The organism is Pseudoalteromonas sp. SWYJ118, assembly GCF_015864505.1.
Classification (GTDB): Bacteria; Pseudomonadota; Gammaproteobacteria; order Enterobacterales; family Alteromonadaceae; genus Pseudoalteromonas; species Pseudoalteromonas arctica.
This window is the reverse complement of record NZ_JADYXC010000017.1, coordinates 20,929-35,826: the sequence shown is the minus strand read 5'-3', so window position 1 is coordinate 35,826 and position 14,898 is coordinate 20,929. Positions and strand designations below refer to the sequence as shown.

Below are 14,898 nucleotides of genomic sequence, written 5' to 3'. Positions count from 1 at the left end.
GCATCAATATAAGTGCTGTATTTATGCAAAATAAGCTAACAAATCAATCTAATAATGCGCTACAACACGTTGTAGCCAGTAAGCTTGCACGATCTGTTTTTGCTGGATTTGAGGCGATGTTTTCGCAATTTTTAAATATTACACTGGGTGCACAAAGCCGGTTTGAGCAACGACAGTATCACAGTGTACAAAGTGCTATGCGTGAACGTTTACAGGTGTATGAGCGCGAAGTTAAAAACGTGAGTGAAGCCGTCAGAGTTATTGCTTATGCTGAACTTACTTGCCCGCAAACGTGGCAGTTAGCTAAAAATATTTATGGCGATATGGTAGAAAATCACGAAAATAAACCTATTGCGCATACCTTTTTTAACTCAACGTTTGGCGCAATTTGGGACGATAAAAAAATTCGTACTGTGCATTTGTTTGTATTAAAAGCAAAGTATCGTAGTGAGCCACGCTCTTATGAAAGCTTAGTGAGCAGGGTATCGCTACATAATGGGTTTAATAACGCCGTTAAAACGCTTATCACTAATCAAGTATTTAGAGTGTCGTTTAGTCATTTAGAACGCGATGTAGCCACATTACAAAGTACGTTAATGCAAGGCTCTAAGCAGCAATGCAAACAGGTGTACGAACTTATAAATTTAAACGATGGGTATATTGAATACGCCAACTCATTATTTTTTAGAAACAAAGCCTGTTATTTAATTGGGCGCTGCATTGCTAAAAATGGCGACAATATGCCTTTTGCTATCGCTATTTTAAATACCGATGAGGGACTAAAGCTTGATGCTGTAATGATGGGCGCCGATCAATTAAGTTTATTATTTGGTTTTGCACGCACCTATTTTATGGTTGATACCGATAAGCCCGCTCGTTATGTAGATTACTTAAGTGTGTTAATGCCACATAAACAACGCTTTGAGTTATTTAACGCCATTGGTTTTATAAAGCACGCCAAAACTGAGTTTTATCGACACAAGGTTGATACGACTAAAAATAGTCCAGCCAACTTTAAGTATGTTACAGCACCAGGGACGCCAGGTATGGTAATGCTGGTATTTACTATTGAAGGGCTAGATTACGTTTATAAAGTAATTAAAGACAAATTTAGTGCGCCAAAAACAGCCACCAAAGCACAAGTGAAAGAAAAGTATAACTTTGTAAAACAAGCCGATAGGGTTGGTCGTTTGGTAGACACACACGAATTTAGATATTTAGCGTTTGATTTAAGCCGTTTTAGCGACGAGCTGCTTGAGCAGATGAAAAGCCAAATTGGTAGCAGTATGGTTATATCGGGCAAGGCACTTATTTTAAAGCACGTTTACGTTGAGCGTAAAATGACCCCACTTAATTTGTATATTAACCAATGCGATAACAAAACCTTAGAAAGAGTGATGCATGATTACGGTAAAGCAATTAAAGAGTTAGCCGGCGCTAATATATTTCCGGGCGACATGCTAATGAAAAATTTTGGCGTAACGCGATGGGGGCGAGTGGTATTTTACGACTTTGACGAAATTTGCCCACTGACCGATTGTAACTTTAGAGAAGTGCCACAAACCCAAAATGCACTTGAAGAGCTAAGCAGTCACTCGTATTTTGATATAGCCGAAAACGATATATTTCCGAGCCAATTTAAGGTGTTTTTTAGTGCCAATGAGCTTGCGTTTAACTATTTTAATAACGAGCACAGTAACTTGTTTTTAGCGATATTTTGGCAAGGCTGCCAGCAACAAATACATAATGGCTATCTACCCGATGTGTATCCTTATAAACAAAGTTGGCGCTTTTGAGGTTGTTTGAATCTGTGTTCATCCCCATCTATATGTTATTACAGTTTTTAAACTTGGAGCGACAATGAAATATATTTCTTATGAAGATGGTAATCTTGCATTTAGTGAAACCGAAAAACCGGTTTTAAAGAGCCATGAAGTACTCGTAAAAGTAGAAGCTATAGGTGTGAACCGTGCAGATAGCATGCAGCGTCAAGGAAAATACCCGGCTCCTGCGGGAGATAGCCCAATTTTAGGTTTAGAATGCGCTGGTGTAGTTAGTGATATTGGCGGTAAAGTTGATAGAGTTTGGCTTAATAAACGTGTTTTTACCTTGTGCTCAGGCGGCGCTTATAGTGAATATGTAGCCGTTGATGCAAAGCAGCTTATGGAATTACCCGATGATGTAACAATGGCTGAAGGCGCTGCAATAAGCGAAGTGTACCTAACAGCATTTGGCGCGTTATTTGAGCTTGGTAAATTGCAAAAAGGACAAACAGCACTTATTCATGCAGGTGCGAGTGGCGTAGGCGGTGCTGCAATTCAAATGGCTAAAAGCGCAGGTGCTACCGTTGTTGTTACTGCCGGTACGGATGATAAATGCCAACATGCAAAAGAACTCGGTGCCGATCATGCAATTAACTACAAAACTACCGACTTTGTAGAATACATGAAAGCACATGAGTTAACAGCAAATGCAATTGTAGATCCTGTTTCGGGTAGTTATTTAAATAAAAATGCCGCTATTGCAGCGATGGATTGCCAAATTGTTATGCTTGCATTTTTAGATGGACGTTTTGCAGAAGTGGATTTTGCCGCGCTTTTACGCAAACGTATTTCGTTTCATGCATCAACGCTTAGAAATCGTAGTATTGAGTTTAAACGCCAGGTGCGCGACGACTTTGTAGCGCGTTTTTACAATGATATTGCTACTAAAAAGTACGACTTTAACCTGTATAAAACACTACCATGGGGCGAAGCAAGCGAAGCTCACGCTATTTTAGAGCGTAATGAAAACGCAGGAAAAGTGGTTTTACTTGTAGAATAACCATGAGATGTAACACTGGGACGTGTATTGACGTTGTTAATGCATGGCTCAGCTAATATAATTTAGTAATATAAAATACGTACAAAACACACAAGGTTAAAAATGAACCCAATACTAGCAATACTTAAAGAGCACAATGTAAGCGATGAAAAAGTAAAAGCATTGTTTGAAGCGTTTACTCAAAACCCAATGATGGCAATGGCGCTTGTTCAAGAGCTTGGTATTCCGCCAGAGAAACTACAGCAACTTATGGCAGTCGTAATGACTCAACCGCACCTTATTAAAGAAGCGACTGACGAACTTGGTTTAGATTTTGAAAAAGTAAAAGAAGCGAAAGAAAAACTAAATCAATAATTTTTTATGTGATGAAACAAAAATAAATAAAAGAGCATAAGTATTTACTTATGCTTTTTTATTTGACTTATTCTTTTATGACTACTCTTTTGGAAGTAGTACGGTGTCGATAATATGAATTACGCCGTTGCTTGCTTTTACATCAGCTTTTACAACTTTAGCATCATTTATCATTACGCCCATGCTGTCGGCTTTAACCATAACTGATTGGCCTTGTAGTGTTTTCGCACTGTCTACCTTCATTACATCGGCTCCCATCACTTTTCCAGACACTACGTGATAAGTTAATACCGCCGTTAGCTTGTCTTTGTTTTCAGGCTTGAGTAGCATTTCAACAGTGCCTTCAGGTAATTTAGAAAATGCAGCATCTGTTGGTGCAAAAATAGTAAATGGTCCTTTACCTTGCAGTGTTTCAACTAAACCTGCGGCTTTAACAGCAGCAACAAGAGTAGTGAACGAACCATTTTCAACGGCTACTTCAACAACGTCTTTTTTCATACCATGATGATCAGCATAAGCCATTGTAGTAAATCCAAGGCTTGCAGTTGTAAACAATAATGCAGTAGTAATTTTCTTAAACATTTTATTTTCCTTTAAGTTAATACCCGTTGGTTTCGTTAAATGTTACGACGCTCTAAATTTAATCGATCAATTAAAATTAGTAGTCAACATGTTTTGTTACATCATTGATTGAACTGCAGCTAGTTAGCAAAGTCATATAAATAGTTACTCAATTAAAGACTTGTTCAATTGAAGGGAATAGGCATGAAATTAGTTTATAAGTTTTGGAAAAATAACCGCTCTCTTATCGTATTTATTGCACTGATGAGCGTATTTAGAAGCGCTGTTGCCGATTGGTACGAAGTGCCAACAGGCTCAATGAAACCGACAATTCAAGAAGGTGACAGAATACTTACCGATAAAATGGCCTACGATATTCGCGTCCCATTTACGCACATAAAATTACTTAAATTAGCGGATCCACAAGCTGGTGATATTATTGTTTTTGACTCACAAGCTGCCGATAACCGTTTAATTAAACGTGTAATTGGTGTGCCAGGAGACACCGTTGCGCTTGAAAATAATGAGCTCATTATTAATGGTAAAAAACTTAATTATGCAGATCAGCGAAGCAACATAGACTCGCTTGATAAAATTGAAAATTTAAACGGATTAGAGCATTCGATAAGAGTGGCAAATATTCCTTCACGTTTATCGGGGTTTGATGCAATTACAATTCCTGATGATTATTACTTAGCAATGGGCGATAACCGCGACAATAGCGCTGACTCGCGTGTAATAGGTTTAATTCCGCGTAACGAGTTATTAGGAAAAGCAGAACGCGTTATAGTGTCACTTGATTACGATAATTATTACCTACCAAGAAAAGATCGCGTATTGAAAAAGCTGAATTAATTAGTAGTAATTAATTTTGTATAGCGCCCAATCAAATTTTATGAGCACACATTTGGCTATTTTATAAATAAAATAAACTGCCTATTTAGGCAGTTTACTTATATAGTTTTTTACAAGCTTGGTAAGGTGGCTACGCTCTTGTTCGGTATTTAATACCTTACAAAAATCGCCACTTACTGCCGCGCCACAAGCACCTGCTTCAAACCATTGTGATAAATTATCTAAATTCACACCACCAACAGGTATTAATTGTGCTTCTGAAAATGGACCTGTTAATGCTTTAAAGTAACCAACGCCCATACTGCCCGCAGGAAATACCTTAATAATATCTGCCTTATATTCAATTGCATTTGCTACATCGGTAGGTGTTAGCGCGCCCATTAATACCGGCAACCCGTGCTGGTGGGCAAGTTCGACAACCGATTTGTTGGTATTTGGCGTTACAATAAACTGCGCGCCTGCATCAATTGCTTGCTGAGCAAGGGTGGTGTTAATTATTGTGCCTGCACCAATAAGTGCGTTTTTATGAGCTGCGCGTGCTTTTGTTATTTCTTGCTCAAAGCCAGGCGTGTTTGAAGTGATTTCGAGTGCGTTTATGCCTGCATTAACTAAGCAATCAATTAATGGAGCTACGTCGCTTTGTTGTTTTAAGCGTAAGATTGCGAGTAACTTATATTGCTTGATTAGCGCACTGGTATTTAGTCTTTGGGTATCAAGGTTGCTGGTCATGGTTGTTGATCTAAAAAATATTTTAATACACTGATATTATTTAAATAATGCTTATAAAGCAAATAGGGAAGCCCATAAAAAAACCGCTGGTGTATCAGCGGTTTTTATTGTATGAGTAATATTACATTACGCGCATACCAGGCTCTGAGCCGTCATCTGGGTTAAGAATATAAATTTCTTTTCCGCCAGGACCTGCTGCTAATACCATGCCCTCAGACATACCAAAGCGCATTTTACGAGGCTTAAGGTTAGCGACCATAACGGTTAACTTACCTTCGAGATCCTCTGGTGCGTAAGCTGATTTAATACCTGCAAACACTTGGCGAGTTTCGCCGCCTAAATCAAGTGTTAGCTTAAGTAGTTTATCAGCGCCTTCTACGTGCTCTGCTTTAGCAATTTTAGCTACGCGTAAGTCTACTTTTGCAAAGTCATCAAATTCTATTTCGTCGCTAATCGGCTCTTTTGCAAGTGGGCTGTTAGGGTCAATAGTTACTTTTGGCGCTAAGCTTTCTTTAGATTCTTCAACCATTTTATTTACTTTATCCATTTCAACACGCTGCATTAACGGTTTAAATTTATTGATAGGGTGGCTTACGAGAGCATTTTGAACGCCGTCCCATGCAAGGTCGTCATTTAAAAATGCTTGTACGTTGTCGGCCATTTCTGGTAGCACTGGTTTTAAGTAAGTAATTAAAACGCGGAACAAGTTAAGACCAAGAGAACACACTTCGTGTGCTTCTTGTTGCTTAGTTTCGTCTTTAATTAATACCCAAGGTGCTGCGCCATCAATAAATTGGTTTGCTTTGTCGGCAAGCGCCATTATTTCGCGAATTGCGCGGCTGTAATCGCGGTTCTCATAGTGTGTTGTAATGCTAGGTGCAGCCGCTTGAAACTCTGCTAACAGCTCTGGTTGCATAATAGTGCTGCTTAGCTTGCCATCAAACTTTTTAGTAATAAAGCCAGCACAACGGCTCGCTATGTTTACTACTTTACCTACTAGGTCTGAATTTACGCGTTGTGCAAAGTCTTCTAGGTTTAAATCAAGATCAACAATACCGCTGCTTAATTTTGCTGCGTAGTAGTAACGTAAGTACTCTGGGTTTAAGTTATCTAAATAAGTACGCGCTTTAATAAACGTACCCTTTGATTTAGACATTTTTTCGCCATTTACAGTAACAAAACCATGAGCGAATACGTTAGTTGGCTTTCTAAAATTAGCGCCTTCTAACATTGCTGGCCAAAATAAGCTGTGGAAATAAATGATGTCTTTACCAATAAAGTGATAAAGCTCAGCGTCTGAACCTTCAGCCCAAAACTCATCAAAGTTGATGCCTTTTTTATCACATAGGTTTTTAAAGCTCGCCATGTAACCAATAGGTGCATCTAACCAAACGTAAAAATATTTGCCCGGTGCATTTGGAATTTCAAAACCAAAGTAAGGCGCATCACGGCTAATATCCCACTGCTGCAGGCCATCGGTAAACCATTCGTCTAGCTTGTTAGCCATTTCTTGTTGAATAGTGCCCGAGTGTAACCACTCTTTTAGCATGCCTTCAAATGCTGGCAGGTCAAAAAAGTAATGTTCAGAATCTTTAAGTACAGGCTCTGCACCTGACATTACAGAACGCGGATTAATGAGTTCGGTAGGGCTGTATGTAGCACCACACGAATCACAACTGTCGCCGTTTTGGTTTTCAGATTTACACGTTGGGCAAGTACCAGTTACAAAACGATCGGGTAAGAAAATACCTTTTTCTGGATCGAATAATTGCGAAATAGTGTGCTTTTTAATATGACCGGCATCGTTTAGGCGGTTATAAATAAGTTCGCTTAATTCTTTGTTTTCTTGGCTATGCGTGCTGTGGTAGTTATCAAATTTGATATTAAAGTCAGCGAAGTCGCGTTGGCGCTCTATGCTCACTTGTTTTACCATTTCTTCAGGCGTGATCCCTTGCTTTTGCGCATTAAGCATAATTGGCGTGCCGTGGGCATCGTCTGCGCAAACATAATAAGCTTCGTGGCCCTGTAGTTTTTGAAAACGTGACCAAATATCAGTTTGAATATATTCCAATAAATGACCTAGGTGAGTAGGGCCATTTGCATAAGGTAATGCGCTGGTAATCAGGATCTTTCGCTGCGTCATAATCATTCCGAATTGAGGATAAAACGCCGTTTTTATTATACAAACGGCAATTATCATTAATTTATCTACAAGCTATCTGCTTAGAGTGCGCACAGCTTATGGATTTTTATTAATTGACTGGTGTTAATGCCCTGAATGTTACATAATTCCGTGGCACTTTTCATCAAAGAAACGCTATTTAATTGCTATGTTTGGACTGTCGAAACTATTCTCTTCTAAATCGGTGCAAAAACAACCGATTATTACTGCCTTAGCGGCATATCGTAGTGCGGCTTTTGCCGTCGGTATTGACGAAAGCTTCATTAATACTATTACTCAAAATGACGATAAATCACTACAAATCAAATTAACTCTGCCATTTGCTGGGCAATCAGAAATGCCTTTAGTTGAGCAACACGTATGTGAAAGCTTAAATGTGCCTGTAACTATTAGCGCCAAGGTTATCATTAAAGAGGCGGCTAAGTTTAAAGCGATTAAACATATTGTACTTATTGCCTCAGGCAAAGGTGGGGTAGGTAAGTCGACTACTGCTGTTAACTTGGCAGGCGCGCTTAAAAATGAAGGCGCAAAGGTGGGTATTTTAGATGCTGACATTTATGGCCCATCTATCCCAATGCTTTTAGGATTAGTGGGCGCAGAGCCCGTCACTAAAGATAACAAACAGCTACAGCCTTTTGATGCCAATGGCATTAAAGCGCAGTCAATTGGCTTTTTAGTCCCAAGCGATGATGCCACCGTATGGCGCGGGCCAATGGCTTCAGGCGCGCTTAGCCAATTGCTTAACGAGACTGATTGGGGCGAGCTTGATTACTTAATTGTAGATATGCCACCGGGCACTGGTGATATTCAACTTACAATGAGCCAAAAAGTACCAGCGAGCGGCACTGTTATTGTCACTACGCCGCAAGACTTAGCCCTTGCCGATGCGCAAAAAGGCATTGCCATGTTTAATAAAGTAAACGTGCCAGTGCTGGGCTTAATTGAAAACATGAGTTATTACATTTGCAGCCATTGCGGCGAAGCTAACCACGTATTTGGTAAAGACGGCGCACAAAAACTTGCGCACAAGCACGGCGTACCCGTACTTAGTCATATTCCTCTTGCAATAGATATACGCGAGTATTCTGAGCAAGGAAAACTTATTGCCAACGATAACGACGCGGCAATAAGCAAAACATACAGCGCAGCAGCGAGGCTTATAGCCAGCACGCTTTATTATCAACAGCATCACAATGCGATTGAAATTGTGATTACAGAAGATTAGTAAATAATGAGACTTTCAGACACACATATTAATGAATACCTAAGCGATGGTCGCATTGTTATTGAGCCTGCGCCAACAAGTGACATGATTTCAGGCGTAACTGCCGATTTACGTTTAGGTAATAAATTTAGAACTTTTAATGCACACAACGCGGCATACGTCGATTTAAGTGGTCCAAAAGATCAGCTAAATAAAGCCATGGAATCAATCATGAGTGAAGAAATAGTGCTTGATGAAGGTGAAGCATTCTTTTTACACCCAGGTGAACTTGCACTTGCTATAACACACGAAAAAGTAACTCTGCCAGCAGACATAGTAGGCTGGTTAGATGGACGCTCATCGCTTGCGCGTTTAGGTTTAATGGTGCATGTAACTGCGCACCGAATAGATCCAGGCTGGAGCGGTAATATTGTTTTAGAGTTTTACAACTCAGGTAAATTACCACTCGCGCTTCGCCCACTGATGAAAATTGGGGCTATGAGCTTTGAAATGCTATCGGGCCCGTGTGAAAACCCATACAACATCCGTAAAGATGCAAAATATAAAGATCAAAACAGTGCAGTAGCAAGTCGTATTAGTGACGATAAGTAACCACTAAATAAAGCTTTTATTCGTCCATTTTATGAAGCGCATAACCCAGTAGTGCAAAATACTGGTTAAGCGCTTCATTTGCTTTATTAAGTGGGTGCAACAAGTTTGCTAAGTATAAAGATGAAAGCTTTATACCTTTAATTCAATATTTACAATAATAGCCATTTATTTTAATAGTGAAGTGAGAATACAACGGTAATTAATGATTCTTCCCTTTGGTACTATCTATTCAAACAAATCTTTCTTTAAACGCCGTAGGGCTTAATCCGATTATCTTAATAAATACTTTGCGAAAACTGTTTACATCGTCATAGCCAATATTCAGAGCCACTCGCTCAAAACTGTGAGTGGTCGATTCTAATAGCTCACATGCCTTTTGCACTCTTATTTTTTGAATATACTGTATCGGCTTTAATGTTGTGGCATGGGTAAATTGTCGAAGAAATGTTCGCTCGCTCATACAGGCCAAAGCTGCTAGTACAGAAACATTCAGTGTTTTACTATAATTTGCTTGAATGAAATGCTGAACTAGTAATATTTGTTTATTCCCGTGATTAAGTTTTGGCGAAAAACTACCGTAATAGCGTTGTTCTCTTCTACCCGTATCAACGATAAGAAACTTTCCAAGTGTACGCATAACGTGTGGTTTTGTGAATTGAGCCACGATTTCTAGCCCTAGATCAATCCATGACATCAGCCCACCTGCGCTAATAATATCACCGTCATTAATTAGTAAACTTTCAATCTCAAGAGATACTTTAGGGAATGCCTCATGAAATTCATCAGCTAATTGCCAATGTGTTGTAGCAACACGATTATTTAATAAGCCTGTTTTGGCAAGTATAAATGCACCAGCGCAAGCAGAGCATAATATAGTCCCTTTTTGATGAGCCTCGTTGAGGTATTGCAACAACTTGGGTTGAGGCGTGAAGAAATAATCACCATCTAAGTTTGGTGGGAGAATAATAATATCATTTTGGCTCATCCCATCTAAATCTATATCGGGCTGAATGACCTTTACAGAGAACTGAACTTCAAGCTGGCTTTCTATAACTATCCTGTTTGCCAAAAAAAATAACTCTTTAAAGCCTTGTACTGCACTTTGTAGGGCGTTGGGGTAGTCGATAATTGTGATCTGAACATGCTTTGTCATTTTTAAACTGATTTATGGCTATTTCGCCATCGGTGTAATGAGTTGATGTTTTGCATAATAGTCTCAACAGATAACCTAAACAACATAAGAGAGATTATTATGTCTAACATAGCATTACTACTTATTGATTTACAAAACGATTATTACTCTACATTCGAAGGAGCTAAATGGCCTCTGTCTGGAACTGAAAAAGCCTCAGAAAATGCAGCAATACTACTAGCTCAATTTCGTGATAATGGTATGCCTGTAGTTCATGTTCGTCATGAGTTTCCTTCTGACGAGGCTCCGTTCTTTGTGCCTAACTCTGATGGTGCGAAAATCCATCCTACGGTTACTCCAATTGAAGGTGAGCCGGTCGTTTTAAAGCATCAAATAAATAGTTTTCGCGATACAGATTTACAAAGAGTACTAGAAGAGCTCAACGTTGAAAGGTTGATTATTGTTGGTGCTATGAGCCATATGTGTATTGATGCTGTCACTCGTGCTGCAGTAGATTTTGGCTATGAATGTCATGTAGCACATGATGCTTGTGCTACATTAGATCTTGAATTTAATGGGGTGGTAGTATCTGCACATAATGTTCATCATGCATTTATGGCTGCATTGAGCTTTGGTTATTGTAATGTTCAGAGCACAGATAAATTACTAGATTTAGTTCGCTAACCATTAGTACAGGTAATGGTTTAGCTAAGCATCACTTTAAGAGCTGATTTAATCCATTTTATGAAGCGCATAACCCAGTAGTTCAAAGTACTGGTTAAGCGCTTCATTTGCTTTATTAATATGCCCAATATTTGGGTATATTAAATTACTACTTTGTAAGCCCCCCACTAAAAAGCTATTTTTTATATTTGAATGCTGCTCAATACAGGCTTCAAAACACCGTGCTGCAAGCTCTTCTGGCATGCTCATATAATTCATATTGTGGGCTTTATCGTGTTCTATACACGTTTGTACAAAGTTATTTGCATCAACGCCGTGCTCATCTAAAAATACATGTTTATAAAAACTGTTCAAAGCATTATTAAGTGGATGCGATAAATTAGGCGTGTTTGAAAGCCATAATTTTGAGGCAAAACCAAATCGTGGTTTTGCTGCAAATAAATGCTCGCTTATATGATGGTCAAACGCATGAAACCATTCGTGAGCAAGTGCACCACCGCCTGCATTTTTTGCAAGGGCAAGCGTTTGAGAAGCTGCATTATAATGCGCTTGTACACCTTTTTGACCGCCATGCCCAAATGCAAAATTAAGTTTGCCACGAAGACCAATAGCTTTGGGCGGTAAATGCAGTATTTGTGCAAGGTCGGCCAGTGCATCGTAAATTAAATTAGCGCTAATGTAGCGCTCTTCTTTAGTTACCCATTTACCGACGACCATTGATCTAAAGCCAAAGGTATCTCTTATATCGCTAAAGTCGACTTGGTCGTCAAAGCGATAGTCGGGGCCTTGGCGAGTAAAGCCACGTTTTAGCCTGTTAGGGTAGTTACGCATTGCAAGTTTCATATAGTAACGAATTTAATCTAAGTAACGTGCTTTTACGTGCTCGGGCATGTGTTGGGTTTGTTTTTGTATTAATTCATCAAGCACATTATAAAGTGGTGCAGGATTTAGCTGCTCTATTAAAAACAAACTATGCGCTACGGCTTCAAGTGTGGATAGGCTGTCGGCCCTAGGGGCTTTACGAATAGCATAACGATTTTTAGGTAACTGTTTAAAACTGACCGTTTTGAATTGATTTAGCAATGTGGTGAGCTGCAAAATTTTGTAGGCTTTTTTCCATGTACCATCAACCACGATTAAATGGGTGATGTTTTTTATATTAGATTGCTCAGCGCTATCGTCTAAATTAATAGCGTTTTCGTTAGGGTAGAGCAAAACAGTTGAGCTTACGGGCAGTGATTTAAGAATAGAAAAGTCGTCATTATTTTCGCCTTTGACTATTTGGCAATCAGTTAGACACAAATTGAGTAGTTTAGCGGTATTTTTTGCTATTTTTTCTTCGCTTGGGTGCTGTAGAATAATAACCTTAACTTTGTTGTTTATATTTGTAATTGCGCTGCAAATACAGGTGTTAAGTGCAAAGTTACAATGATTACAAAGTGTGCGTGCCATTTAATAAACTTTTTGTTGCCAGTATGATCCTCGCAATTATACATTTATGAGGTAATTAAGTTGGTTTTTTTTACGCATCAATATAAAGTAGTACTATTAAACTGTAATTTACATGGATTGTTTTAAGGGCTTAAAATATGACAGAAATAAATATTGATACATCAGCATTAGAGAGTATGGAATCGTTATTGGGTGAGCAGTTTGCTGATACACTTGATTTTTGCTGCTCGGAGTTTGAGCGTTTAGGCTCTGAAGTTTTAGCAACCATTGGAAAAGACAGAGAAGCGGCGATTCGTCATTCTCATAGCTTAAAATCTAACGCTGCTCAGTTTGGTGCTTCAAGCCTTGCTGAAGTATCTCGCGTTATTGAACAAAATTTAAACCTAGATAACTTAGCTGAAGCCATCGACGCATCTAATAGCTTAATGGCTCAAGTAACAGGCTCTCAAGCTAAGCTAAATGAATGGTTAGCATCTCGTTAATTATTGAAACTGAAACGTGAATTTATTTCAGTATTAAGCGTTTAAATAGGCTGGCATTTTACGCCTTTACTAGGTTAGTCTAAAGACTCACTAGGGCGTGTTGATCTTTCGGGATTGAATTTGCAACGAGTGTTTGGTTTTTAGGTTAGGCAGAGCCTATGCAGTGTGGTTTTCCCACATAAATAGGCGATAACAACACATAAAATCCAAACACGCATTGCCCAGAGGGTTCTTCCTAGGGGCTATTTTCTCTTTGTTACTCAATTTTTACTTAGCCCACTAGGTTACAAATCTCGCGCCGCGATTAAATCGCCCCTAGGTTGAACAAATTTAATCCATAAAGTCAATACGCCCTAAAGAGGTAAAAATGTCTGATATTAAAAAGAGTCACAAATTAGAAGGTGTATGTTATGACATTCGTGGGCCGGTTTTAGCGCAAGCTAAAAAAATGGAAGACGAAGGTCAAAAAGTATTAAAATTGAATATAGGTAATCCGGCTGCTTTTGGTTTTGATATGCCAGAAGATATGCACCGAGATATTATCCGCAACTTATATTCAGCCCAAGGTTACTGTGACTCTAAAGGCCTCTATTCAGCCCGCGTGGCTATTTATCAACACTATCAACAACGTGGATTACATAATTTAGATGTAGATAACATTTATATTGGTAATGGCGTAAGCGAACTTATTCAGATGATCACCCAAGCGCTATTAAATAATGGCGACGAAGTGCTTATTCCTGCTCCAGATTATCCACTTTGGACTGCTTCGGTCACGTTATCGGGTGGTAATCCCGTGCATTATTTATGTGATGAAGAGCAAGATTGGTTTCCGGACATTGCAGATATAAAAAGTAAAATCACGTCTAAAACTAAAGCTCTGGTATTAATTAATCCTAATAATCCTACTGGTGCGGTTTACAGTGATGATTTGTTAATGCAATTAATTGATATAGCGCGTGAACATAAACTGCTGTTATTGAGCGATGAGATTTACGAAAAGATTTTATACGATGGTATAACGCATACTTCAATCGGCTCACTTTGCGACGATGTGCCTATTATTACTTTTAATGGTTTAGCAAAAACATACCGTGCAGCGGGGCTGAGAATGGGGTGGATGGTTCTAAGCGGTCGTACCTCGGTAATGGATGATTTACGCAAAGGCCTAGAAATACTTTCATCTATGCGTTTGTGCGCCAATGTACCTGCGCAGTATGCGATTCAACAAGCACTTGGCGGCGTGCAATCAATTGATAGTCTAATAAACCCGGGTGGGCGCTTATATGAGCAGCGTGATATTGCATGGCGTGGATTAAATGATATTGAAGGCATTAGTTGTAAAAAACCTAAAGGCGCACTCTATGCGTTTGCCAAAGTAGATACAGCACTTTTTAACGTCAAAGATGATGAAAAGATGATGTACGATTTGCTAAAAGCCGAAAAAATATTACTTGTGCATGGCAGGGCGTTTAATTGGCCAGATCCTGATCATTTTAGGTTGGTCTTTTTACCAAGCAAAGATGATTTATCGGATGCGATGTTAAAAATGAAGCGCTTTTTTAAAGATTATCGCCAAGTATAGTTATTAAAAAATAATAAAAAAACGAGCCAAATTTGGCTCGTTTTTTACTTTAGTCATGAATATATTAACAGGGCGTGTTGATCTTTGTGGATTGAAATTTGTTCAATCTAGGGGCGATTAAATCGCGACGCGAGGTTTGTAACCTAGTGGGCTAAGTAAAAACCGAGCAAAGCTTCCGCGTCCTGCTCACGCCCCTTACCTACATCCATGTAGGCAACAAAGAGTTAATTGCCGCTAGGCAGA

15 protein-coding genes are annotated in these 14,898 nt (G+C 39.1%); 9 read left to right on the top strand and 6 right to left on the bottom strand.

Annotated features, from left to right (window positions below; genetic code table 11):
• The first annotated feature begins 23 nt into the window (after positions 1-23).
• The 3 genes from aceK to I6F48_RS15030 all read left to right on the top strand — a co-directional run bounded on the left by aceK (position 24) and on the right by I6F48_RS15030 (position 3,177).
• Positions 24-1,796, top strand: coding sequence for a bifunctional isocitrate dehydrogenase kinase/phosphatase (gene aceK, locus I6F48_RS15040; protein ID WP_197119737.1), 1,773 nt, complete (start codon positions 24-26; stop codon positions 1,794-1,796).
• Between the two features lie 64 nt (positions 1,797-1,860).
• On the top strand, positions 1,861-2,823 hold the full coding sequence (locus I6F48_RS15035; RefSeq protein WP_197119736.1) for a zinc-binding dehydrogenase: 963 nt from the start codon (positions 1,861-1,863) through the stop codon (positions 2,821-2,823).
• Positions 2,824-2,925: 102 nt separating this feature from the next.
• Positions 2,926-3,177 carry a DUF2999 family protein gene (locus tag I6F48_RS15030; protein ID WP_007582532.1) on the top strand — a complete coding sequence of 84 codons (252 nt, stop codon included), beginning with the start codon at positions 2,926-2,928 and terminating at the stop codon, positions 3,175-3,177.
• A gap of 81 nt (positions 3,178-3,258) precedes the next feature.
• On the opposite strand, the gene I6F48_RS15025 is transcribed toward I6F48_RS15030, so the two are convergent.
• Entirely contained in the window at positions 3,259-3,759 is a 501-nt protein-coding gene (locus I6F48_RS15025; RefSeq protein WP_197119735.1) for a fasciclin domain-containing protein, read from the bottom strand.
• Positions 3,760-3,942: 183 nt separating this feature from the next.
• Here I6F48_RS15025 and lepB point away from each other — a divergent pair, with 183 nt between their 5' ends.
• Complete coding sequence (gene lepB / locus I6F48_RS15020) at positions 3,943-4,593, top strand: signal peptidase I (RefSeq protein WP_165727381.1); 651 nt, start codon at positions 3,943-3,945, stop codon at positions 4,591-4,593.
• 81 nt (positions 4,594-4,674) lie between these two features.
• On the opposite strand, the gene I6F48_RS15015 is transcribed toward lepB, so the two are convergent.
• Together I6F48_RS15015 and metG are read right to left on the bottom strand one after the other, a co-directional pair.
• Positions 4,675-5,322 carry a bifunctional 4-hydroxy-2-oxoglutarate aldolase/2-dehydro-3-deoxy-phosphogluconate aldolase gene (locus I6F48_RS15015; protein ID WP_165727382.1) on the bottom strand — a complete coding sequence of 216 codons (648 nt, stop codon included), beginning with the start codon at positions 5,320-5,322 and terminating at the stop codon, positions 4,675-4,677.
• A gap of 121 nt (positions 5,323-5,443) precedes the next feature.
• Positions 5,444-7,465 (bottom strand): methionine--tRNA ligase, encoded by a 2,022-nt coding sequence (gene metG, locus I6F48_RS15010; RefSeq protein WP_007582537.1) that lies wholly within the window; start codon positions 7,463-7,465, stop codon positions 5,444-5,446.
• Between the two features lie 187 nt (positions 7,466-7,652).
• Here metG and apbC point away from each other — a divergent pair, with 187 nt between their 5' ends.
• Both apbC and dcd read left to right on the top strand, forming a co-directional pair.
• A complete protein-coding gene (gene apbC, locus I6F48_RS15005) occupies positions 7,653-8,729 on the top strand; it encodes an iron-sulfur cluster carrier protein ApbC (protein WP_165741044.1) in 1,077 nt (358 codons plus the stop codon).
• 6 nt (positions 8,730-8,735) lie between these two features.
• A complete protein-coding gene (gene dcd / locus I6F48_RS15000; RefSeq protein WP_007582539.1) occupies positions 8,736-9,320 on the top strand; it encodes a dCTP deaminase in 585 nt (194 codons plus the stop codon).
• A 229-nt stretch (positions 9,321-9,549) separates the two neighbouring features.
• On the opposite strand, the gene I6F48_RS14995 is transcribed toward dcd, so the two are convergent.
• Positions 9,550-10,473 (bottom strand): GlxA family transcriptional regulator, encoded by a 924-nt coding sequence (locus I6F48_RS14995; RefSeq protein ID WP_166421413.1) that lies wholly within the window; start codon positions 10,471-10,473, stop codon positions 9,550-9,552.
• A 99-nt stretch (positions 10,474-10,572) separates the two neighbouring features.
• Here I6F48_RS14995 and I6F48_RS14990 point away from each other — a divergent pair, with 99 nt between their 5' ends.
• Positions 10,573-11,136: a cysteine hydrolase family protein gene (locus I6F48_RS14990; protein WP_024592527.1), complete on the top strand. Its 564-nt coding sequence runs from the start codon at positions 10,573-10,575 to the stop codon at positions 11,134-11,136.
• A gap of 48 nt (positions 11,137-11,184) precedes the next feature.
• Here the strand turns inward: I6F48_RS14990 and I6F48_RS14985 are convergent, their stop codons facing one another.
• On the bottom strand, positions 11,185-11,967 hold the full coding sequence (locus I6F48_RS14985) for a CLCA_X family protein (RefSeq protein WP_165727525.1): 783 nt from the start codon (positions 11,965-11,967) through the stop codon (positions 11,185-11,187).
• Positions 11,968-11,991: 24 nt separating this feature from the next.
• Positions 11,992-12,588 (bottom strand): tRNA-uridine aminocarboxypropyltransferase, encoded by a 597-nt coding sequence (locus I6F48_RS14980; protein ID WP_024590433.1) that lies wholly within the window; start codon positions 12,586-12,588, stop codon positions 11,992-11,994.
• A 137-nt stretch (positions 12,589-12,725) separates the two neighbouring features.
• On the opposite strand from I6F48_RS14980, the gene I6F48_RS14975 reads away from it, so the two are divergent.
• Together I6F48_RS14975 and I6F48_RS14970 are read left to right on the top strand one after the other, a co-directional pair.
• Positions 12,726-13,070, top strand: coding sequence for an Hpt domain-containing protein (locus tag I6F48_RS14975; RefSeq protein WP_007582543.1), 345 nt, complete (start codon positions 12,726-12,728; stop codon positions 13,068-13,070).
• A gap of 367 nt (positions 13,071-13,437) precedes the next feature.
• Positions 13,438-14,655, top strand: a complete 1,218-nt coding sequence (locus I6F48_RS14970; protein WP_010554238.1) for a pyridoxal phosphate-dependent aminotransferase — start codon at positions 13,438-13,440, stop codon at positions 14,653-14,655.
• Positions 14,656-14,898: the final 243 nt, after the last annotated feature.